General features: G+C 74.0%; 22 protein-coding genes. 10 read left to right on the top strand and 12 right to left on the bottom strand.

The window, feature by feature from the left end; all coding sequences use genetic code 11:
* Positions 1-17 precede the first annotated feature (17 nt).
* Positions 18-251, top strand: a complete 234-nt coding sequence (locus NLX85_RS09055) for a ferredoxin (RefSeq protein WP_254333271.1) — start codon at positions 18-20, stop codon at positions 249-251.
* Positions 252-255: 4 nt separating this feature from the next.
* Here the strand turns inward: NLX85_RS09055 and NLX85_RS09050 are convergent, their stop codons facing one another.
* Positions 256-1,158, bottom strand: a complete 903-nt coding sequence (locus tag NLX85_RS09050) for an SMP-30/gluconolactonase/LRE family protein (protein WP_254333269.1) — start codon at positions 1,156-1,158, stop codon at positions 256-258.
* A gap of 96 nt (positions 1,159-1,254) precedes the next feature.
* Here NLX85_RS09050 and NLX85_RS09045 point away from each other — a divergent pair, with 96 nt between their 5' ends.
* Positions 1,255-1,710: an Lrp/AsnC family transcriptional regulator gene (locus NLX85_RS09045; protein ID WP_254333261.1), complete on the top strand. Its 456-nt coding sequence runs from the start codon at positions 1,255-1,257 to the stop codon at positions 1,708-1,710.
* Positions 1,711-1,764: 54 nt separating this feature from the next.
* Here NLX85_RS09045 and NLX85_RS09040 read toward each other — a convergent pair whose 3' ends face one another.
* From NLX85_RS09040 to eccB, 10 genes are all read right to left on the bottom strand, one after another.
* Entirely contained in the window at positions 1,765-2,358 is a 594-nt protein-coding gene (locus tag NLX85_RS09040) for a hemerythrin domain-containing protein (RefSeq protein ID WP_254333260.1), read from the bottom strand.
* Between the two features lie 102 nt (positions 2,359-2,460).
* Entirely contained in the window at positions 2,461-3,132 is a 672-nt protein-coding gene (locus NLX85_RS09035; protein ID WP_254333258.1) for an HAD family hydrolase, read from the bottom strand.
* An 87-nt stretch (positions 3,133-3,219) separates the two neighbouring features.
* On the bottom strand, positions 3,220-3,876 hold the full coding sequence (locus NLX85_RS09030; RefSeq protein ID WP_254333256.1) for a C39 family peptidase: 657 nt from the start codon (positions 3,874-3,876) through the stop codon (positions 3,220-3,222).
* Positions 3,877-4,128: 252 nt separating this feature from the next.
* The gene (locus tag NLX85_RS09025; protein ID WP_254333254.1) at positions 4,129-4,551 is read right to left on the bottom strand and encodes a pyridoxamine 5'-phosphate oxidase family protein; all 423 of its coding nucleotides are present in this window, start codon (positions 4,549-4,551) and stop codon (positions 4,129-4,131) included.
* 49 nt (positions 4,552-4,600) lie between these two features.
* Positions 4,601-4,942 (bottom strand): YkvA family protein, encoded by a 342-nt coding sequence (locus NLX85_RS09020; protein WP_254333252.1) that lies wholly within the window; start codon positions 4,940-4,942, stop codon positions 4,601-4,603.
* Between the two features lie 41 nt (positions 4,943-4,983).
* A complete protein-coding gene (locus tag NLX85_RS09015; RefSeq protein ID WP_254333250.1) occupies positions 4,984-5,820 on the bottom strand; it encodes a hypothetical protein in 837 nt (278 codons plus the stop codon).
* Positions 5,821-5,963: 143 nt separating this feature from the next.
* Positions 5,964-6,440 carry a hypothetical protein gene (locus tag NLX85_RS09010; protein ID WP_254333248.1) on the bottom strand — a complete coding sequence of 159 codons (477 nt, stop codon included), beginning with the start codon at positions 6,438-6,440 and terminating at the stop codon, positions 5,964-5,966.
* A 222-nt stretch (positions 6,441-6,662) separates the two neighbouring features.
* Complete coding sequence (locus tag NLX85_RS09005; protein WP_254333246.1) at positions 6,663-7,925, bottom strand: WXG100 family type VII secretion target; 1,263 nt, start codon at positions 7,923-7,925, stop codon at positions 6,663-6,665.
* On the bottom strand, positions 7,918-8,289 hold the full coding sequence (locus tag NLX85_RS09000) for a hypothetical protein (RefSeq protein ID WP_254333244.1): 372 nt from the start codon (positions 8,287-8,289) through the stop codon (positions 7,918-7,920). Before NLX85_RS09000 ends, NLX85_RS09005 begins: the two co-directional genes overlap by 8 nt.
* A 117-nt stretch (positions 8,290-8,406) precedes the next feature.
* Positions 8,407-9,873, bottom strand: coding sequence for a type VII secretion protein EccB (gene eccB / locus NLX85_RS08995; RefSeq protein ID WP_254333242.1), 1,467 nt, complete (start codon positions 9,871-9,873; stop codon positions 8,407-8,409).
* A gap of 163 nt (positions 9,874-10,036) precedes the next feature.
* Here eccB and NLX85_RS08990 point away from each other — a divergent pair, with 163 nt between their 5' ends.
* Positions 10,037-11,209 (top strand): type VII secretion protein EccE, encoded by a 1,173-nt coding sequence (locus tag NLX85_RS08990; RefSeq protein WP_254333239.1) that lies wholly within the window; start codon positions 10,037-10,039, stop codon positions 11,207-11,209.
* Here the strand turns inward: NLX85_RS08990 and eccD are convergent.
* Complete coding sequence (eccD, locus tag NLX85_RS08985) at positions 11,193-12,590, bottom strand: type VII secretion integral membrane protein EccD (RefSeq protein WP_254333237.1); 1,398 nt, start codon at positions 12,588-12,590, stop codon at positions 11,193-11,195. The two genes, NLX85_RS08990 and eccD, sit on opposite strands and share 17 nt — an antisense overlap.
* 170 nt (positions 12,591-12,760) lie before the next feature.
* On the opposite strand from eccD, the gene eccCa reads away from it, so the two are divergent.
* From eccCa to NLX85_RS08950, 7 genes are all read left to right on the top strand, one after another.
* Positions 12,761-16,726: a type VII secretion protein EccCa gene (gene eccCa / locus NLX85_RS08980; protein ID WP_254333235.1), complete on the top strand. Its 3,966-nt coding sequence runs from the start codon at positions 12,761-12,763 to the stop codon at positions 16,724-16,726.
* Positions 16,727-16,795: 69 nt separating this feature from the next.
* Positions 16,796-17,215: a YbaB/EbfC family nucleoid-associated protein gene (locus NLX85_RS08975; RefSeq protein WP_254333233.1), complete on the top strand. Its 420-nt coding sequence runs from the start codon at positions 16,796-16,798 to the stop codon at positions 17,213-17,215.
* A gap of 16 nt (positions 17,216-17,231) precedes the next feature.
* Positions 17,232-17,525 (top strand): hypothetical protein, encoded by a 294-nt coding sequence (locus tag NLX85_RS08970; RefSeq protein ID WP_254333232.1) that lies wholly within the window; start codon positions 17,232-17,234, stop codon positions 17,523-17,525.
* Between the two features lie 28 nt (positions 17,526-17,553).
* A complete protein-coding gene (locus tag NLX85_RS08965; RefSeq protein ID WP_254333230.1) occupies positions 17,554-18,279 on the top strand; it encodes a hypothetical protein in 726 nt (241 codons plus the stop codon).
* Positions 18,276-18,557 carry a hypothetical protein gene (locus NLX85_RS08960; RefSeq protein ID WP_254333228.1) on the top strand — a complete coding sequence of 94 codons (282 nt, stop codon included), beginning with the start codon at positions 18,276-18,278 and terminating at the stop codon, positions 18,555-18,557. The genes NLX85_RS08965 and NLX85_RS08960 overlap by 4 nt, the downstream gene beginning before the upstream one ends.
* Positions 18,558-18,762: 205 nt before the next feature.
* Positions 18,763-19,071, top strand: a complete 309-nt coding sequence (locus NLX85_RS08955; RefSeq protein ID WP_151462501.1) for a WXG100 family type VII secretion target — start codon at positions 18,763-18,765, stop codon at positions 19,069-19,071.
* A gap of 28 nt (positions 19,072-19,099) precedes the next feature.
* The gene (locus NLX85_RS08950; RefSeq protein ID WP_107076550.1) at positions 19,100-19,378 is read left to right on the top strand and encodes a WXG100 family type VII secretion target; all 279 of its coding nucleotides are present in this window, start codon (positions 19,100-19,102) and stop codon (positions 19,376-19,378) included.
* Positions 19,379-19,410: the final 32 nt, after the last annotated feature.

The following is a 19,410-nucleotide window of genomic DNA, read 5'->3' as shown; positions in this document are numbered from 1 at the left end:
GGAGCGGGGGAGGAAGCGTGAGCGGGGGAACGGAGTGGCGGCTGCACGTCGACCCGACCCGGTGCATCGGCTCCGGGATCTGCGCCGGTGTGGCGCCCGAGCACTTCGTGCTTGTCGACGGGCTGTCCCGGCCGGTGGCCGAGCGGATCGCCGCCGACGAGTCGGTGCTGGACGCGGCCGAGTCCTGCCCGCTGGAGGCGATCGTCGTGTCCGACCTGGACAACCTCCGGCGGATCGCCCCGGAGGGCTGACCGGTCACCAGCCGGGATAGCGGGCCCCGTTCACGTTGACCCGCAGGCTGAACAGCGAGCTGGAGGCGCAGATGTAGAGCTGGTTGCGCTTCGGGCCGCCGAAGGTGAAGTTGGCGACCACCTCCGGCAGGTGCAGCTTGCCGAGCAGCGTGCCGTCCGGGTCGAAGCAGTGCAGCCCGTCGTGCGCGGCCACCCAGACCCGGCCGGCGTCGTCGAGGCGTGCGCCGTCGAAGGAGCCGGCGTCGCACGTGGCGAAGACCTCGCCGCCGCGCAGAGCGCCGCCCTCGGTGACGGCGAACCGGCGCAGGTGCTTCGCCCGGGTGTCGACCACGTAGAGCAGCGACTCGTCGGGGCTGAACGCCAGCCCGTTCGGCTGCCCGAAGTCGTCGGCGACGCGTCGTACCTCGCCGTCGTGCGGGTCGACCCGGTAGACGTGGTTGCCGCCGATCTCGCTCTCGGCCCGGTGGCCCTCGTAGTCGCTGTCGATGCCGTAGCTCGGGTCGGTGAACCAGATCGAGCCGTCGGAGTGCTCGACCACGTCGTTCGGGCTGTTCAGCCGCTTACCGCGCCAGCGCTCGGCGAGCACCGTGTCGGTGCCGTCCGCCTCGGTCCGGGTGACCCGCCGCCGGCCCTGCTCGCAGCTCACGAGCCGCCCCCGTCGGTCGACTGTGTGCCCGTTGGCGTAGCCGGCCGGCTGGCGGAACACCCCGACCCCGCCGGTGGTCTCGTCCCAGCGCAGCAGCCGGTCGTTGGGGATGTCGCTGAAGACCAGGTAGCGCCCGGCGGAGAACCAGGCCGGGCCCTCCAGCCAGCGGCCCCCGGTCCAGAGGCACTCCGTCCACTCGTCGCCGTTGACCCGGCGGAACCGCTCGTCCCGCACCTCGAAACGCGTCCTGAACCGATCCATGCCGACCGCCTCCACCCGTGACTGACGTTCGGCAAGAAGCTAACATGACCGAACCAGAATCAGCCATGAGGTGGGACACTGAACGGGGGTGCGGTCGTGGACGACGTCGACCGGAAGCTGCTGGCGGCGCTGCAACACGACGCCACCCAGTCGTACGCGGCGTTGGCCGGGCAGGTCGGCCTCTCCACGGGAGCGGTACACGAACGGGTGCGAAAGCTGCGCGAGCAGGGGGTGGTCCGGCGGACCACGGTGGACGTCGACCCGGCCGCGGTCGGCCGGGGCGTGCTCGCGTTCGTGCTGGTGGAGGCGAACGCCTGGATGGGCGACCACCCCACCCGGGAGGCGCTCGCCGCGCTGCCCGAGGTGGAGGAGGCACACGTCATCGCCGGCCCCGCCTCGCTGCTCGTGAAGATCCGCGTCGGCACGCCCGAACAGCTCCAGGCCAGCCTGCGCCGGCTGTTCCAGGTCGAGGGCGTCACCGGCACGCAGACCGTGGTGGTGCTGGAGAGTTTCTTCGAGCGCCCGCTCGACCCGTACCCGCAGACCCCCTGACACGCGACGGCGGCCACGCCCCCGTGCCGGGAGCGTGGCCGCCGCGATCGGTGGTCAGGACTTCTCGCGCAACTCCCGCATCGAGGTGGGCCGGCCGCTCAGCGCGTCGCGCATCCGGTCGACCAGGCCGGTGCCCGGGGCGAGCAGCTTGTTCGCCGGCGGGTGGTCCGGGGCGGCCGGGTGCGGCCGGGTCGGCGCCGACTTCTTCGCCGCCTCCACCTTGCCGGCCAGCTCGACCAGCTCCTCGCGGGCGCAGGCCGCGCGGAGCCGGGGGAAGAGGTCGTTCTCCTCGTCCTGCACGTGGTGCCGGATGGTCGCGGTCAGCTTGGCCAGCAGCTCGTCGAAGCGCGGCTCGGAGGGGTCGAGCGACTCCAGCTCCTTCATGGTCCGCTCGGCGTCGGCGTGCTCGGAGATCTCGTGCTCGGCGAGCTGGTCGCCGTCGGGAAGGGCCTTTCGGGCGGCCGGGTAGACATGGGCCTCCTCGGCCACGGAGTGCCGGACCAGCTCGGCGATCACCACGTCGGCGAGCTGCCGCCGGTGCTCCGGGGTGCCCTGCCGGCTCTCCAGCTCGACGAAGATCGCCTCGACCTCGCGGTGGTCCGTCATCAGGACGTCGACGACGTCCCGTTCCGTCTGTACGTCGGTCATCTGAGTAGCCCCTTACCGGTGGGTTGCGGAACGGCTTGCCTGGCCCACTACCCTCGTCCGGTCGATCGAACCAGCCGGATTTCCGTCGCCTCCCACAGGTGCTCAGCCGCTGATCGGCTCCCGCAACAGGGCGGGCAGCTCGCCGAGGGCGGTCAGCGCGCGGCCGACCCAGGCGGGGTCGCTGTCGTTGTGCTCGGTGGTCCGGACCACGGTCATGCCGACCGCCGCCGCTCCGGCCAGCTCGCCGTCCGCGCCGTCGCCCACGAAGACGCAGTCGGTCGGCGTGACGCCGAGACGCTCCGCCGCCAGCCGGTAGATCGCCGGGTCGGGCTTGGCCAGGCCCACGTCGCTGGAGAAGACCGCGACGTCGAACCGGCGGGCCAGGTCGGTCGAGGGCCACGCCTCGGCGGTCTCCGCGGTGGCGTTGCTGACCAGCCCGATCGGGTGGCCGTCGGCGCGCAGCGCGTCCAGCACCGCGACGGTTTCCGGCGGGACACGCGACAACAGCCGCCGGGCCAGCTCCCGCCGGTGCGCGGCGGCCCGAGCCACCTGCTCCTCGGTGGGCGTGCCGCCGAGCCGCCCGGCCAGGATGCGTACCGTCTCCGCGGTGTCCCAGCCGGTCATCCGGTCCCGCCAGGTCGCGTGGTACGAGTCGACCAGCGCGGCCGGCTCGACCCCGACCATCAGCGCCATCTCGCCGACGATCCGGTCCCGCTCGGGGTCGCCGCCGGGCACCAGGGTGTGGAACAGGTCGAAGATCACCGGTCGTGGCACGGTCCAGACTCTAGCGAGGCCGGTGACCGGGCGGACGCCGAAAGGGCCGGCCTCCCCACCCGGGGGAGACCGGCCCTGTGCGCTCGGTCAGGAGCTGTAACCGCGGCCGGCGATCCAGTTGGCCAGCTCGGTCACGTCCATCCAGTACGTCGGCTCGTTCGGGCTGGCCGGGTCGGCGATCAGCACCGTGTTGCCGTCGTCCTTGTACTCCACCACGGTCAGGTAGTGGCCGGGGTAGCTGTGCTCGACACCGTCGATGTCCAGCGCGCCGCCCAGGATGTTGGCCACGACCGGCCGGCCCTGGTCCACGGCGGCCCTGACGTCCGCCCGCAGGCGCTCGACCTGCTCCTTGGTGGCCACGTCGTCCCGGATCTCGGTGGTCTTGTACTTCCCACCGGTGTACTCGTTGAGCACCCGGGTGATGTCGAGGGCCGAGTCGGTGCCGTTCTCGGTGGTGCCCAGCTTGGCGGCCAGCTCGTCCTGGCTGACCTCCTTGCCCTCGGCCGACAGGGCGATCCGGGTCGAGGCCGGGCCACAGTAGAAGAAGTTCGGCTGCGCCTCGTACTCGTAGCCGGCGCTGCGTTCGCCCTTGCCCTTGGCCACGCCCTTGGCCGCGGTCGACAGGGCCTTCGGACCGGCCTGCGCCGGTGCGGCGTGCGCCGCCACGGCCGGGCCGGCGACGACGCCGCCGGACACGCACAGGCCGGCGACGGACAGCATGCTCTTACGGAGGATCGAGTTCATGGCGAGGCTCCATTCGGGGGTTGACGTCTCCGGGGTGCGGAGACGTGGCACCGGGAGTGGCGCTCGGCGTGCTCTCGTGGGACGTCGGTCCCACTCGCGCACCGGGGGCGGCGGGCCTGCCGCCCGCTCGCTCAGATCGCTCGTACGGGAGGTGCAACGGCCCGGTGCGGGCCCCGATTTCCGCAGGTGGCGGCCGTCACGGTTTAACCGGACATCCGGCGCGAGCGGGTCGTCGGCGCGGTGACGGACGGGTCAGGCGGTGCCGGTGGGAAGACTGCCGAGCAGACGGGTCACGGCGATCTCGATGACCACCCGCTGCGGGTTCGGCCGTGGGGTGCGGTACCGCTCGGCGTACCGCCGCTCGGCCTCAGCCACCGACTCCGGGTCGCGGCGCAGCACCGCCCGGCCCTCCACGGTCAGCCACCAGCGGCCGTCGACGTGGCAGACCGCCACGGGCGTGCCCGCCGCGCCGGCCGCGGCGACGTGCCGGGCCTTGGCCGAGGTGCCGGAGGTGATCACGCGGGCCAGCCCGGCGCCGGCGTCGAAGGTGACCCCCACCGGCACGACGTGCGGGGTACCGTCCGTGCGCAGGGTGGTCAGCGTGGCGAGGTGCCGGTCCCGGAAGAACCGGGCGACCCGCTCGTCGTGTGGATCCAGCCGGTGGTCGCCCGCCATGTTCCGTCCTCGGTGCCCTGGTCCGGGCCGACCGCCGGCCCCGCGCCGATCATGACACGGGTCGGCGCGACCGGCCCGGGCCCGGCGGGGAGTCCGACCGGTCGGGCAGCCCTTGCTGCGCGGCCCGGTGCTTCGCGGCCAGCCGGCCCAGATAGATCAACGCGCCGGCCAGCACGCCCATGTCGTCCAGGTAGATCGGGTCGGGGAGCACGTCCACCGGCAGGATCGTGTAGATCAGCGCGCCGTAGAAGGCGACCTTGCCGCCCACCCCGAGCGCGCCCAGCATGCGGCGGGTGCGGACCACCCGGACGGCGAGCAGCACCGCCCCGACCAGCGTCGCCAGCGCGGCGACGGCGGCGAGCACGACAAGCACCCACGCTTCACGGGACACGACGTCACGCTAACCGAGCCGGGCCAGTTCCGCCCGCGGCGTCAGTACGCCGGCACCGCCGCCCGCCCCCGGGCCACCGGGGTCAGCTCCCGGGTGGCCTCGGCGGCCCGGCTGGGCGTCGGCAGCTCCCGGGTGGCCTCCGGACCGGTCAGGTCGACGATGGACAGCGACGACCGCGGCGCGGCCGCCGGCCGGGTCGCCGCGTACGCCTCGTCGCGCAGGCTCCGCGCGGCGGCGGCGGCCAGCTCGGCGGCCCGCCAGGCGGCCTGCTCCCGCTCCAGGGCGGCCTGCTGCCGGGCCCGGAGGTTGTCCCGGACCAGCCGGCGCAGCAGCAGCTCCTGCTCCACCGGGTGCCGGCTCGGATCCCAGCCCCGGTGGCCGAGGATGTCGCTGAGCTGCCGCACGGTGATCTCCTTGCGCCACTGGGCGTCCAGCGCCGCCCGGTGCAGCCAGCGCTCCCGGTCCACGTACTCGGCGGGGGTCCGGGCGGTCCGGGGCAGGGGCAGCGCCGCGGCGGCGGCCAGCCGGCGGACGTCCTCCTCCGCCGCCTCGTACGCCCGCCACGCCTCCTCGACCTCCTCCTGCGCGGCCAGCCACTCGGTCCGGCGCCGCTCGGCGGTCGCCGCCGCCCGGGACGCGGCCACCGCCACCTCCTGCGCGTACCGGGCCCGCTCGCGGGCCTCCTCCCGGGCCTGCTCGGCCAGGTCGATGCTGCTCGGCCGGGCGGCCTCGCTGATCCGGTCGCCGAACACCGACCGGAACCGGGTCGGGCGGACGATCAGGGCGGCGACCACGATCGCCGCCACGGCGAGCAGGGCCAGCCAGATCACGGCGGCCCGGGGAACGTCCGGCAGGACGGTGGAGAAGACGGTCTGCATCACCAGCACCTCGTAGTGGAACGGTCGGAGTCAAACGGTCGGGGGCCCGGTCGGCGGGCGGACGGTCGCGGCGGCACGCGACGGGGACACGCGGCGGGCGCGGTCGAGCGGCGCCGGGGCGTACCCGAGGAGGGTCGGCGCCGTCAGGCGCGCGGTGGGCCGCGGCGGGCGTTGGCGGCCCGGCCGGGGTCGGCGGCGACCACGACGTCCGGACCCGTGACCGGTGCGGCGGCGTCCGCCGTGGTGCGGCGCGGCGGCCCGGCCGGAGCCGGCGCGGTGAGCGGGTGCCGGACGGGCGAGTCCGCGGTCGGCGCGACGGCGGGCCGGACGCCGGACGCCTCCGCGACCCGGCGGCCGGCCGGGCCGAGGTCGACGGCGGCAGACGCGTCGATCCGGACGTCGACGGCGGAGGGCGCATGGGTCTGGAGGTCGACGGCGGAGAGCGCGTCGATCCGGAGGTCGACGGCCGGGCGGGCCGTCGCGTCCGGGTGGTGGTCGGCGGCCATGATGGCGGCCGGGCCGGTGAGGCCGGCGATGAGCGCCAGGGCGGTCACCGCCGTGCGAGCGATCCTGCGCAGCGTGGCCGTCCAGAGGGACGAGGCGAACGCTACGGGCAGCACCGTTTCAACCTATCGGTCAGGTCCGCATCGTGCAGCTCGACGATCTTCCCGGTCGACGTGACCCGCCCCACCATTCGGAGTGGACGGAGCCTCTCCGGCGGACGGGCGGCGCTCAGCCGGACGCAAACGGCGCGGCTCCGCCGGACGTGAACGGCGCGGCTCCGCCGGACGTGAACGGCGCGGCGCCCCGGTGGGGGACGCCGCGCCGTCGTCAGCCTGCGGTCAGTTGCCGCCGAGTACCGGCGGCGGGGCCGCCTCGCCGTCGGTCCAGACCATCTCGTCCTCGGTCAGCCAGGTCAGCCGGCCCTCGGCGTCGTCGTCCTCGTCGCCGCGGGCGCCCAGCACGCCGTTGCGGCCGGCCATGGCGGGCCGCCCGGTGGCGCTGCCCTTGCCGGTGGAGCGGCCCTCCGTCTCGACGGTCACGCCCCGCCCGGAGGCGAGGCGGCCGGTGCCGGCGGCCGAGCGGCTCTCGGCGCCGATGCCGCCCACCCGGCCGGAGCCGGCCGAGCCGCCGGCCGAGCCGGCCAGCGACCCGGTGCCGAGCACACCCGGCATGCCGTAGAGCGAGCCGCCGCCCCCACCGGCCGGCAGGGTCGGGTTGGCGCCGCCGAGCCCGGGGCCCGCCAGGCCCGTCGTCGGACCGGGAACGGTCAGCGGACCGGCGCCCGCCAGAGAGGTGCCGGTCGGGTCGACGGTGCCGACCGAACCGATGCTGCCCGGGGTGCCCGTGCCGGGCTGGCCGCCGGTGCCGCCGCCCGTCGTGCCGCCGCCCACCGTGCCGCTGCCCGGGGCGGTGTGGTGCACGCCCGAGGTGGTCGCGGTGCCGTTCGCCGCCGGACCGAAGCTGCCGACGCCCGGCCCGGCCGACGGCGTGCTCACCGACGGGCCGTTGCGCAGCGTCGGGTCGGTCGGGTCGCTGTGGCCCGGGAGTTCCGTGTTCGCCGGCTCCGGCACGACGATCCGGCCGTACGCCGAGAAGTCGTAGCCCTCGGCCAGCTTGGCGACGACCTGCACCATCCGCTGGTGCGCCTTCTCCTGCTCGGCCTTGTCCTGCTCGTGGCCGACGATGCCGCCGACCAGCGCGCCGGGCAGGCCGCCGACCAGGAAGCCCTTCCCGGCGTTGGAGAGCATCTTGTCGTTGTCGTCGGTCTCCTCGGGGCTCTCCGCCTTCGCCTGGGCGGTGCGCAGCTCGCTGGCCATCATGTCGAGCCCCTGTCGGATGCCCGTCATGCCCTCGGCCAGGTTGCCGGAGTAGTCGGCGACCAGGTTGAGCCGGCGGTGGAACTCCCGGGCGGCGTCGCCCGTCCACGTCTTCAGCAGCGCGTCGAGGTCGGCGGTCAGGTCCCGGCCGAGGTCGTCGAGGGTGCCCTTGAGCGAGGTCCACTGGGCGCTGAGCCCGTCGATCTGCTTCGGGTCACCGGCGTTGACGCCCTGGTAGAGCTCCTTGTGGCTGACGTGCTCGTAGCGCTGGGTGTATTCAGACACGCGGATCCTCTCCCTTCGGCTTCATCGCCTCGGTCAGCCCGGAGAGGGCGGCGGCGATGTCGGCCGCGGCGGCGGCGTTGCGTGCCTCGGCGGTCTTGTAGTTCGTCATGATCGTCTTGGTGGCCTTCTGGGCGGCGACGATCGCCCGGCGCAACCGCTCGACGTGGTTGACGTAGCTCTGGTGCGTCTCGGAGTAGCGACGCGCGTTGTCGTTGGCGTCGGTGAACGTGCCGAGCGCCGGCGGCCGGCACTGCATCTCGGTGTTGAGCTTCTTCAACACCGACTCGGCCTCGCTCAGCCTGCGCTCGAGCCGCTGGTGAAAGTCCTCCAAGGACAGTACGTCTACTGTCGTGCGCCCGGTCATGGCTGCATCCCCGTAGTCATCGTCGCTAACCGTTGGCCACGTTCAGGTTAGTCGACCCGGGCCAACCGGGGCGACCCGTCATCGGGTTCCTTCCACTTCGGACCGTCGCGACGCTGGTCACCCGCCCTGGGCGGGGGCCGCGTCGTCGCCCGGACCGGCCGTCGCGCCGCCGCCGGGCGTGGCGCCCGGATCGAAGTGGGTCATCGCGTCCTCGCGCTCCAGGGTCGGACCGGTCGGCACCAGCGCCAGCAGGGACGCGGGCACCGCGAGCGGGGTCACGTCGCCGTAGCCGAGGGCGCTCTTCGCGTCGCCCGAGGCGGTGCCGAGCGGGTAACGGACCCCCTGGGCGGTGATCAGGTAGACCGTGGAGCCGGCCGCCGGCTTGCCGGTCTCCCCGGCGGTGGCCTGCACCAGCACGCCCTTGCCGCCGGGCAGCAGCACACTCTCGGCGGTCCGGACCGCGTCCCGGGTGCTCTGCCGCGCGGGCACCGCGGTCGCCGCGGTCAGCTCGGCCGGCGGCTGGTCGAAGACCTCCAGCGTGGTGGTCGGCTGGCCGGCCGGACCGGAGCGGTACGTGGCGCAGAGCACCGTCCGCCCCGCGCGGACCTCGTGCAGGGTGGGCAGCCGGACCGGCAGCCCCTCCGCCTCCAGCCGCTGGTCGGTGAGGAGCTGGCCGGCCTGGTCCGGCGTGATGTCGGTGACCTGGCCGCCGCCGCCCAGCAGCAGCAGCGCGGTGACCTCCCCGATCGCCACCAGGCCCTGCTTGGCCAGCACGTAGTACTGGCCGGCGGCCCGGTAGACCTGACCGACCCGGGCCGGGCGGTCGCCCACGGTCAGCCCGCTCGGGCCGCCCTCCCCGTCGATGGTCGGCTTGCGCAGCGCCGGGCCGACCGGCACCGCGTTGAGCAGCTGCTGCCCGACCGTGAGGGTGGCCGCGCCGGCCATCTTCAGCGCCACCAGCGCCTGCTCGTCACCGACCACCCGCAGCCGGGAGCCGCCGGTGAGCAGGTAGCGCGCGTCGTTCACCTTGACCAGGACCGCCCGGTCGGTGAGCGGGGCGCCGCCGGGCAGCGGCCGGTCGATCACCAGGCGGGTGGTGGAGCGCTGCGGGTCGTTCGGGTCCGGCACGTCACACACCGACCAGGGGAGGCCGACCAGGGACTTCCGGTCCGGCAGGTCGTCCGGGGCGCCCACGATGCCCACCGCCCGGCCCCGCGGCCGGTCCTTGATCGAGGCCTGCGACATGGTGCGGACCGGCGCGCCGGCGTCGTTGAGGATGAGCCGCGCCGAGGCGTAGTTGAGCGTCGGGTGCAGCACCTTGTCGTCGCCGAAGACGTAGGTGGCGCCGGTCTCCCGCTCGATCACCAGCGTGTTCGGCTCCAGCGGGGCGGAGTTGCTGGTGAACTGCCCGTACGCGCCCGCGCCGCCCAGCACGACGGCGGCGGCGATGACGCTGCCGAACACCGCCATGCCGAGGCGCCGCATCGGCAGGTCGTTGGTCTCCGGGTCGCCGGAGAGCAGCGCCGAGACGATCCGGCGGGTGACGAAGCGGTACGCCTGCACCTGATCGCGGCGGGTCCGCATGACTAACCTCCGGCAGGGGTGGGTCCGCGACGATCAGGTCCGAACTCCGCCGCGGGCTTCCCTACGATAAGGGGCCGTCGACGGTTCACCGGGACCCCCGCCCGCCCCCCGGCGACGCACCGCACCGGCGGATGCCCAGGATGTCCAGAAGGGACGCTCACCGATGACCCAGGTCCAGGCGCCACCCGGTCGTACGGCCACCGCCCCCGCCGTGCCGGCGGACCGGCCGGTCACCCCGGCCGACAAGCGCCGGCGCGGCCGGCTCGGCCCGCTGGTCGTCGGCCAGCTCGTGGTGCTGGAGTGCGCCGCGCTCGCCGTCTGGTTCGCCTCCGGCGGACCGACCTGGCTGCTCGCCACCGTCGCCGGGCTGGCGCTGCTGGCCGTGGTGGCCGCATTCGCCCGCCGCGGCGGTCGCTGGTGGTACGAGGACCTGATGCTCCGCCGCCGGCTGCGCCGCCGCCGGGGCCGGGCCCGGGGCGCGGCCCCGGCCGGTGACCCGCGGCTGGCCGCCCTCGCCCCGGAGCTGTCCGTCGTCGAGCTGACCGAGCGCGGCACCCGCCTCGGCGTCGGCCAGGACGACCGGGGCTGGTTCGCCGCGGTCGCATTGACCGGCCGCCCCGGCACGCAGGCCGGGTCGATCGAGGCGGCCGTGGTCGACCGGGCGCTCGCGGTGCTCGCCGACTTCACCGGGCCGGTCACCCAGACCCAGGTCGTCTCGCACACCCTGGTCTGGTACCCGGCGCCCGGCGCGCCCCCGGCGGCGCACCGCACGGTCTGGGTGGCGCTGCGGCTGTCGGTCGCCGACGCCCGCGCCGAGACGGTCAGCCGGGGCGGCGGCCTGCGCGGCGTGCACCGCACGGTGGCGGCCGGCGTCGGCCGGCTCGGCAAGGCCCTCAACGCCGCCGGCCTCGGCCACCGGGTGCTCGGCCGGGAGGAGTTGCACGCCGCGGTGGTCTCCGGCGCCGGCCTCGACCTGGCCCCGGAGTCCCCCGTGGAGAGCTGGACCGGTCTGCGCGGCGGTGGTTGGACGCAGCGGTGCCTGGCGCTGCGGGTCCGACCCAACGGCTCGCTGGGCGCGCTGGTGGACGCCGTGACCGCCACCTCCGCCCCGTCGCACACGGTCGCGGCGGTCGTGCTCCCCGGCGGCCGGCAGCTTCCGCCGCTGCTGCGCGTGGCGGCCATGGACGGCCACGCCGAGGCGCTCGTGAAGGTGGTCCGGGACGTGGCCCGCCGCTCCGGCGTGCCGGCCCGCCCGCTGGACGGCCAGCACGGCCCGGGCGTCTACGCCACCGCGCCGGTGGGCACCGCCATGGGCACGGTCACGGTCGAAGGTTGACGATCCAGCCGTAGAGGCCGCAGACCCAGACGGCCAGCGGCACCAGGGCGACGATCAGCAGGATCTCGACGATGTCCAGGGTGCGGCCCCAGACCGGCGAGATCCGCTTGCCCGCCACGGTGAGCCCGTAGATCAGGCTGATCACGGTCACCACAAGCAGGCCGCCCAGGATCAGCCCGAGCCGCACCGCGAGCGAGCCGGCGCCGAAGGTGGCCGCGGCGGCCAGCCCGAGGCCCACCGTGCCGGCCAGGAGCACCGGCGTGCGCTGGCCGCGGCCGAGGAACGGGCGGGCCCGCAGCAGCGCCAGCAGGGCCAGCACCAGGCAGAGCAGCACCGCCGGCAGCCGGCCGTTGTCGGCGAGCACCAGCTCGCCGCCGAGCACCAGCACCGACACCGTCCACAGCAGACCGGTGAGGAACGCGTCGGCACGCTCGCTGTTGCGCAGCACCCGCGGCCCGTCCACCGACTCGGTGTCGCTCTTCAGGTCGTCCGGGCCGGTCGGGATCGACGGCACCGGCAGCCGGGCCAGCCGGTAGGAGATCATCGGCAGCGCCGGCAGCGCGCCGAACGCCACGGTCGCCACCACCGCCGCGGCGGCCGCCGCGCCGATGCCGAAGGCCAGGCAGAGCGCCGCGCCGAAACCGACCGCCACGCCCACCCCGACGGCGCCGAGGAAGAGCGGCAGCCGGTCCCCGACGGCCAGCGCGGCGACCGCGCCGAAGAGCACCACCGCGGTCGCCGCCAGCAGCACGTGCGGGCTGGCCAGCTCGGTGAGCCGCCGATCCCCGGCGAGCACCAGCAGGCCGCCGATCGCGGCGTAGCCGAGGCCACCCATGGCGAGCACCGCGCCGGTCCGGCTGTCGCCGACCGCCCGGGAGAGCACCGCGGCGCTGACCAGCAGCGCGACCGCGACCACCAGCGCGGCGAGCGCGCCGGGCAGCTGCGGCGGCCCGGCGAGCAGCACGGCCGCCCCGCCGGCCGCCAGCGCCGCCCCGGCGAACAGCACCGAGAAGGCCCGCGTGGTGCCGACCTGCCAGGCGCCGGCCCGCTGGTTGGTCGCCGTGGCCACCGCGTCCACCACGTCGTCGAAGACGATCTCGGGCGCAGCGGCGGCGCGCGGGTTGAAGTACAGCACCTCGCCGTCGCGGACGCCGAGCTGCGCGGCGGTGCGGCCGCCGTCGAGCGGCTGCCCGCCCAGCCGGGACAGGCTCCAGCCGCCGTGCCGCACGCCCTCGTCGGCGAGGTCCTCGCCGGCGTAGCGCAGCAGCGTCGGCAACAGGTCGGCCAGCGGCACGTCGGACGGCAACGCCAGATCCATCCTGGTCCGCGGCGCCACGATGGTGATCCGGCTCAGCCCGCCGGTCGCCGTCTTCGTCGCCACAGTGGCCTCCTCGTGCTCGCCTACGATCCACCCGGCCGTCGGCGCCGCCCCCGTGGGTCCACGGCGCCTCCGGGAGATTACCTACGATGGCGGTCGCACAGGTTGCCCACCCGACGACTCGGGTGCGTCGGCCGACCACGAGCAGGGCCGCCTCTGGGGAGGAGACAAGGTTGAGCACGGTGGTGTTCCGCCGGCTTCCGCGTCAACCGGGACCCGCGCTTCCGCGCGGGGAGGTGCTGCTGGAGTCCCCTCCCGAACTGCCGGAGCCGCAGGCCAAGGGCATGGGTCAGGTGCTGATGATCCTGCCGATGCTCTGCGGCGTCGGCGCGATGGCCTTCCTCTACGCGGGTCGCGGCGGCGGCATGATGACGTACGTGGCCGGCGGCCTGTTCGGCGTGTCCATGCTGGGCATGGCGGTCGGCACGCTCGGCAACGGCGGCAACGACAAGGCCGAGCTGAACGCCCAGCGGCGCGACTACATGCGCTACCTGACCCAGATGCGCAAGCGCACCCGGCGGGCCGCCGAGCAGCAGCGCGCCGCGATGACCTGGCGGCACCCGGAGCCGGACGCCCTCTGGTCGGTCGCCGCCTCGCGCCGCCTCTGGGAGCGGCGGATCACCGAGGACGACTTCTGCGAGGCCCGGATCGCGCTCGGCCCGCAGCGGCTGGCCGTGGAGATCGTGCCGCCGGAGACCAAGCCGGTGGAGGACCTGGAGCCGATGAGCGCCATCGCGCTGCGCCGGTTCGTCCGGGCCCACTCCAGCGTGCCGGACCTGCCCACCGCGCTGTCGCTGCGCGCGTTCAGCCGGGTCGCGTTGCGCGGTGACCGCGAGCCGGTGCTCGACCTGGCCCGGGCCGCGCTGGGCCAGCTCGTCACCTTCCACGCCCCGGACGACCTTCTGGTGGCCGTGGTGGCCGCGCCCGACCGGCAGCCGGTGTGGGACTGGGTGAAGTGGCTGCCGCACGCCCAGCACCCGGGGCGCACGGACGCGGCGGGCGCGCGCCGGATGGTCTTCGCCAGCCTCGCCGAGGCGGAGGCGGCGCTCGCCAACGAGCTGGGCGGCCGGCCCCGGTTCGCCCCCGAGGCGAAGCCGCTCACCACCGCGCCGCACGTGGTGGTGGTGCTCGACGGCGGCGAGGTCTCGTCGACCTGCGCGCTCATGGGGCCGGGCCTGCTGGGCGCCACCGTGATCGACCTCTCCGGCGCGGTGCCCCGCGACGCCGGCCGCTGGCTGCTCTGCCTGGACGCCGGCGACGGCAGCGGACTGGACCTGGTCCGCGGCACGACCAACTCCCGGCTGGGCCGGCCGGACCGGCTGAGCATGGCCGCGGCCGAGGGGCTGGCCCGGCAGATCGCCCCCTACCGGCTCTCCCAGCAGCAGGGCGCCAGCACCGAGGAGCCGCTGGCCCGCAGCATGGAGCTGCCGGATCTGCTCGGCGTCGGCGACGCCGCCACCGTGGACACCCAGCAGACCTGGCGGCCGCGCAGCCACCGGGACCGGCTGCGCATCCCGCTCGGCGTCGGGCCGGACGGCAACGTGGTGGAGCTGGACTTCAAGGAGTCCGCGCACGAGGGCATGGGCCCGCACGGCCTGGTCATCGGCGCGACCGGCTCCGGCAAGAGCGAACTCCTGCGTACGGTGGTCGCGGCGCTGGCCGTGACCCACTCGTCCGAGGAGCTCAACTTCGTCCTGGTCGACTTCAAGGGTGGCGCCACCTTCGCCTCGCTGGACGCGTTGCCGCACACCAGCGCGGTCATCACCAACCTCTCCGACGAGCTGCCGCTCGTCGACCGCATGCGGGACGCCCTCGCCGGTGAGATGAACCGCCGCCAGGAGGTGCTGCGGGCGGCCGGCAACTACGTCTCGCGCTACGACTACGAGAAGGCCCGGGCCGCGGGCGAGCCGCTGGAGCCGATGCCCAGCCTGCTCATCATCTGTGACGAGTTCTCCGAGCTGCTCGCCGCGAAGCCGGACTTCATCGACCTCTTCGTGATGATCGGCCGGCTCGGCCGGTCGCTCGGCGTCCACCTGCTGCTGGCGAGCCAGCGGCTGGAGGAGGGGAAACTCCGAGGGCTCGACACCCACCTGTCGTACCGGATCGGCCTGCGGACCTTCTCGGCGGTGGAGAGCCGGATCGTGCTCGGCGTGCCGGACGCGTACGAGCTGCCGAGCGCGCCCGGCCACGGCTACCTCAAGACCGACACCGCCACGATGCTCCGGTTCCGCGCCGCCTACGTCTCGGGCCCGTACCGGGCGCCGGGGCAGGTGCAGCGCTCGGTCCGGGCGCAGGTCCAGCGCCGGATCGTGCCGTACGGCATCGACTACGTCCCGGCGCCGGCCCTGCCGAGCCCGGCCGAGACCGCGCCCGAGCCGGAGCAGAGCGGCGACGGCAAGGCCGTGGCCATGCTGGACGTGCTGATCGACCGCCTCAAGGGGCAGGGCCGCCCGGCGCACCAGGTCTGGCTGCCGCCGCTGGCCGAGCCGTCAGGCCTGGCGGAGCTGCTGCCGCCGCTGAAGGTGCACCCGACGTTCGGCCTCACCACCGCGGACTGGCCGGGGCGGGGCCGGCTCGCCGTGCCGGTGGGCATCGTCGACCGCCCGTACGAGCAGCGCCGCGACCCCATGATGGTCGACCTCTCCGGTGCCGGCGGCAACGTGGTGATCGTCGGCGCCTCGCTGAGCGGCAAGAGCACCATGCTGCGCACGATGCTGGCCTCGCTGGCGCTCACCCACACCCCGCGCGAGGTGCAGTTCTTCTGCCTCGACTTCGGCGGTGGCGCGCTGCGCAGCCTGGACGGGCTGCCGCACACCTCCGGTGTGGCCGGGCGGCGGGACGTCGAGGCGGTCCGCCGGACCGTGGCCGAGGTGGTCGCCGTCATCGACGAGCGGGAGAACCGGTTCACCCAGCACGGCATCGACTCGGTGGCCAGCTACCGGCGGCGCCGGGCGGCCGGTGAGTTCGCCGACGACCCGTTCGGTGACGTCTTCCTCGTGGTCGACGGCTGGAACACGCTGCGCCAGGAGTACGAGGAGCTGGAGCAGACGATCACGAACCTGGCCAACCGCGGGCTCGGTTTCGGCGTACACGTGGTGATCACGGCCGTGCGGTGGGCGGAGATCCGGATCAACATGCGGGACCTGCTCGGCACCAAGCTGGAGCTGCGGCTCGGCGACCCGGCCGAGTCGGAGATCGACCGGCGGGCCGCGCAGAACGTGCCGGTCGGCGCGCCGGGTCGCGGCCTGACCCGCGACAAGCTGCACTTCCTCACCGGCATCTCGCGGATCGACGGCAAGCGCGACATCGAGGACCTGACCGAGGCGTCGGTCGCCCTGGCCGGGCACGTGGCGGCCAACTGGCCGGGCCGCCCGGCGCCGAAGGTACGGCTGCTGCCGCGCAGGCTGGCGGTCGGCGAGCTGGCGAAGGTGATCGACCGTTCGGCGCCGGGCATCCCGATCGGCGTCAACGAGTCGGCGCTCGCCCCGGTCTACCTGGACCTGACGACCGAGCCGCACCTGACCGTGTTCGGCGACGCCGAGTGCGGCAAGACCAACCTGCTGCGGCTGATCGCCCGGGGCATCGCCGAGCGGTACACCCCGGCCGAGGCCCGGCTGGTCATCGCCGACTACCGGCGCGGCCTGCTGGGCGCCGTCGAGGGCGACCACCTGCTCGACTACGCGCCGTCCAACCAGGTCTTCAGTCAGGGCCTCGGCTCGATCCGCAGCGCCCTGCAGAACCGGCTGCCCGGGCCGGACGTGACCACGGCGCAGCTGCGCGACCGCAGCTGGTGGAAGGGGCCGGAGCTCTACATCCTGGTGGACGACTACGACCTGGTCGCCTCCGGCGGCAACAACCCGCTCAGCGCCCTGCACGAGCTGCTGCCGCAGGCGCGGGACATCGGCCTGCACCTGATCATCACCCGGCGGGTGGGCGGTGTGGCCCGGGCCCTCTACGAGCCGGTGCTGCAACGCCTGCGCGAGCTGGACTCGCCGGGCCTGCTCATGTCCGGCAGCCGCGAGGAGGGCGCGGTCTTCGGCAACCTGCGGCCGAGCCCGCAGCCGCCCGGCCGGGGCACCCTGGTCCGCCGCCGGGACGGCCAGCAGCTCATCCAGACGGCCTGGACGGAGCCCGCGTGACGGGGCGGACGGCCCACGATCGGGTCCGGTAGCGTCGGCCCGACCGCCAGTGGTGAGGAGAGGACAGTCGTGAGCACCTCGTGGGGTTACGGCGGCGCCGGCGGCGCCGTGGAGAACCTGCTGCGCCAGGCGCAGGAGCAGCAGCGCCGGCTGGCGGAGTTCCAGCAGCAGCGCGCCGAACTGCGCGTGACCGGAGAGAGCCCGGACGGCCTGGTCCGGGTGACCGTCGACGGCGACATGAAGGTCGGCGGCATCGACATCAACGCCCGGGCGATGCGGCTGGACAGCTACACCCTGGCCGAGTCGCTCCAGGCCGCCATCGACGCGGCGTACGCCTCCTTCGCCGAACGGCAGCAGGAGCTGATGACCGAGATGCTCGGCGGCTCGGACCTGGTCCGCCAGGCGCAGGCGGGCACCCTCACCCCGGAGGACTGGTTCCGCCAGTTCGGGGTGGACCTGACCGACCCGACCCGCGGCCTGCGCCGCTGACCAGGGAGGAGACGCGGTGGCGAACAAGGTCGACGTCGACGCGATCCGCAAGGCGAGCCAGAAGCTCGACGCTCCGGACGGCCCGATCCAGTACCTGCGCAACGTGCAGTCGCTGCTGGAGAGCGTGAAGCTGCCGGACGGCGCGCTGACCCTCTTCGGCGGCGCGACCGTGCAGGCGCACAACGCCTCGGTGGACGGTCACCTGAAGAACGTCAAGACGGGCATCGAGCACCTGCACAAGGCGGCCGAGCAGCTGGAGCAGACCGCCAAGAACTGGGAGAAGTCGGACCAGCCCTGGGTGGTCAAGTGACCGGCCGGGTGGACGGGGAGGGCAGCTGATGTCGGAGATCCTGATCGCCAACGCGGCCGGCACGGTGACCGGCACGCACACGGTCGCCGCCGCGACGGCCCCGGTGCGCGGCCTGCTGCCGGCGGCCCGGGCCAACTGGATGTGGCTGGTGTTCGCCGGGGCGCTGGGCGCCGCCATCGCCTACCTGGAGACGTTCGACAACGACGAGGTCAACAAGTCCATCAAGGAGTGGGGCGACGCGGCGCGGCTGCTCGGCGGCGACCAGTTCGGCGCGGCGCTGGAGCAGGTCCCGCCGTCGGACACCGAGTGGGACTTCGACGACCGGGACGCGTTCGACCTCTTCCTCCGCAAGCTCGGGGCCGAGATCAACTCGCTGGCCGAGGCGTTCAACGCCAACAAGGACACCCTGACCTCCGCCCGGGACGCCTTCAACGACGCGGTGAACGCGCTCGTCGACGCGCTCATCCCGATCCTCATCGCGGTGATCGCGTCGGTGGTCCTCCAGGCGTTCCCGCCGACCGCGCCCATCGCCGAGGCGATCGGCGTGGCCGGGATGGTGGCGAGCGCGGCGATCCTGGCGCTGGTCTTCGGCGACATCAGCGCGGTGTTCTCGGCCGTCATGGCCGGCTTCCAGGGCAACGACCGGTTCGCCTTCGTGTCGGACTCCCGGCCCGGCTGGGCGGCCACCGGCCAGGACCCGGACATCAAGGACATCAAGATCGACTGGGTGCAGGACTCCAAGTTCTACCAGTGACGGGAAGGGGCCCCGGGGTGCTGCTGGTGCTCTTCGTGTACTTCCTGGTGACCGTGCCGGCCTTCATCGGGCTGGCGCTGGTCGCCCAGTTGTCCCGCGCCGCGTGGGCGAAGCGGGCCAGCGAGGTGGTGTTGCTCACCGGGGTCGCCGCCTTGATCCCGGTGGTGCTCGACCGGGCGCTCGACAGGCCGGTGCTCTGGCTTTTCGTGGCGCTGCTGGTCGTCGTGCTGGTCTTCGGCGCGGCGATGCACGTCCGGTCGTACGGGCGGCCGTCCTGAGTGGCCCCTGGCGTCCGTGACCGTCCACGTCGTACGGTCGTGATCGCCGGACGGCGTTGTGCGCCATGGTGATGCAGGGCTGCGCGGATTGGACGTCGTCCGCTACGGTTCGATTGAAGTGTCCGTCGGTGGGGTGTGTTCGCCTTGCCGCGGGGGAGGGGCGCGGCGGATCCGCCGCCACAGAGATGACGGAAGGGTGTGAAGCATGGCGTTCGAGGTCAGTGCAGCGAGCCTGCACACCGCCGCGAGTGACGTGCGGTCCACGCGCAGCGACGTCGACGGTGAGCTCAAGAAGCTGTGGAATGTCGTCGACGACCTGGCCATGGCCTGGAAGGGCGGCGCGTCCACGGGTTTCCAGAACCTGATGCTGCGTTGGAACGAGGACACGAACAAGCTGCTGACAGCGATGGACAACATCGCCGACCTGCTTGACAAGTCCGGCACGACGCACCAGGTCAACGACGAAGAGCAGCAGCAGATGCTGGACAAGTTCCACTCTGCTCTCAACCCGTGATCCGCGAAGACAGGCAGAGGAGGAATCGATGAGCATCAAGGTTGACTACGCTGTCCTCGAGAGCAGCAACCAGCAGATGCAGGCCATCTCGCGGACCATCGACGAGAAGCTGGACACGCTTCGCTCGATGCTGACCAAGCTCGAGTGGGAGGGTCAGGACCGCGCCGCCTACGAGCAGCACCAGGCTCAGTGGGACGCCGCCGTGCGGGACATCAACAAGGTCCTGAACGAGATCGGCGGTGCGGTGGGCATCGCGCGCGAGAACTACATGACCACCGAGATGAGCAACTCCAAGGTCTGGGGCTGACCCGACCGAACCGCTGCGGCTCCGCTCCGGCT

It is taken from the genome of Micromonospora sp. A3M-1-15, assembly GCF_024213425.1.
Classification (GTDB): domain Bacteria; phylum Actinomycetota; class Actinomycetes; order Mycobacteriales; family Micromonosporaceae; genus Micromonospora; species Micromonospora chersina.
The sequence above is the reverse complement of the archived record's forward strand: the minus strand, read 5'-3'. Positions and strand labels throughout refer to the sequence as shown.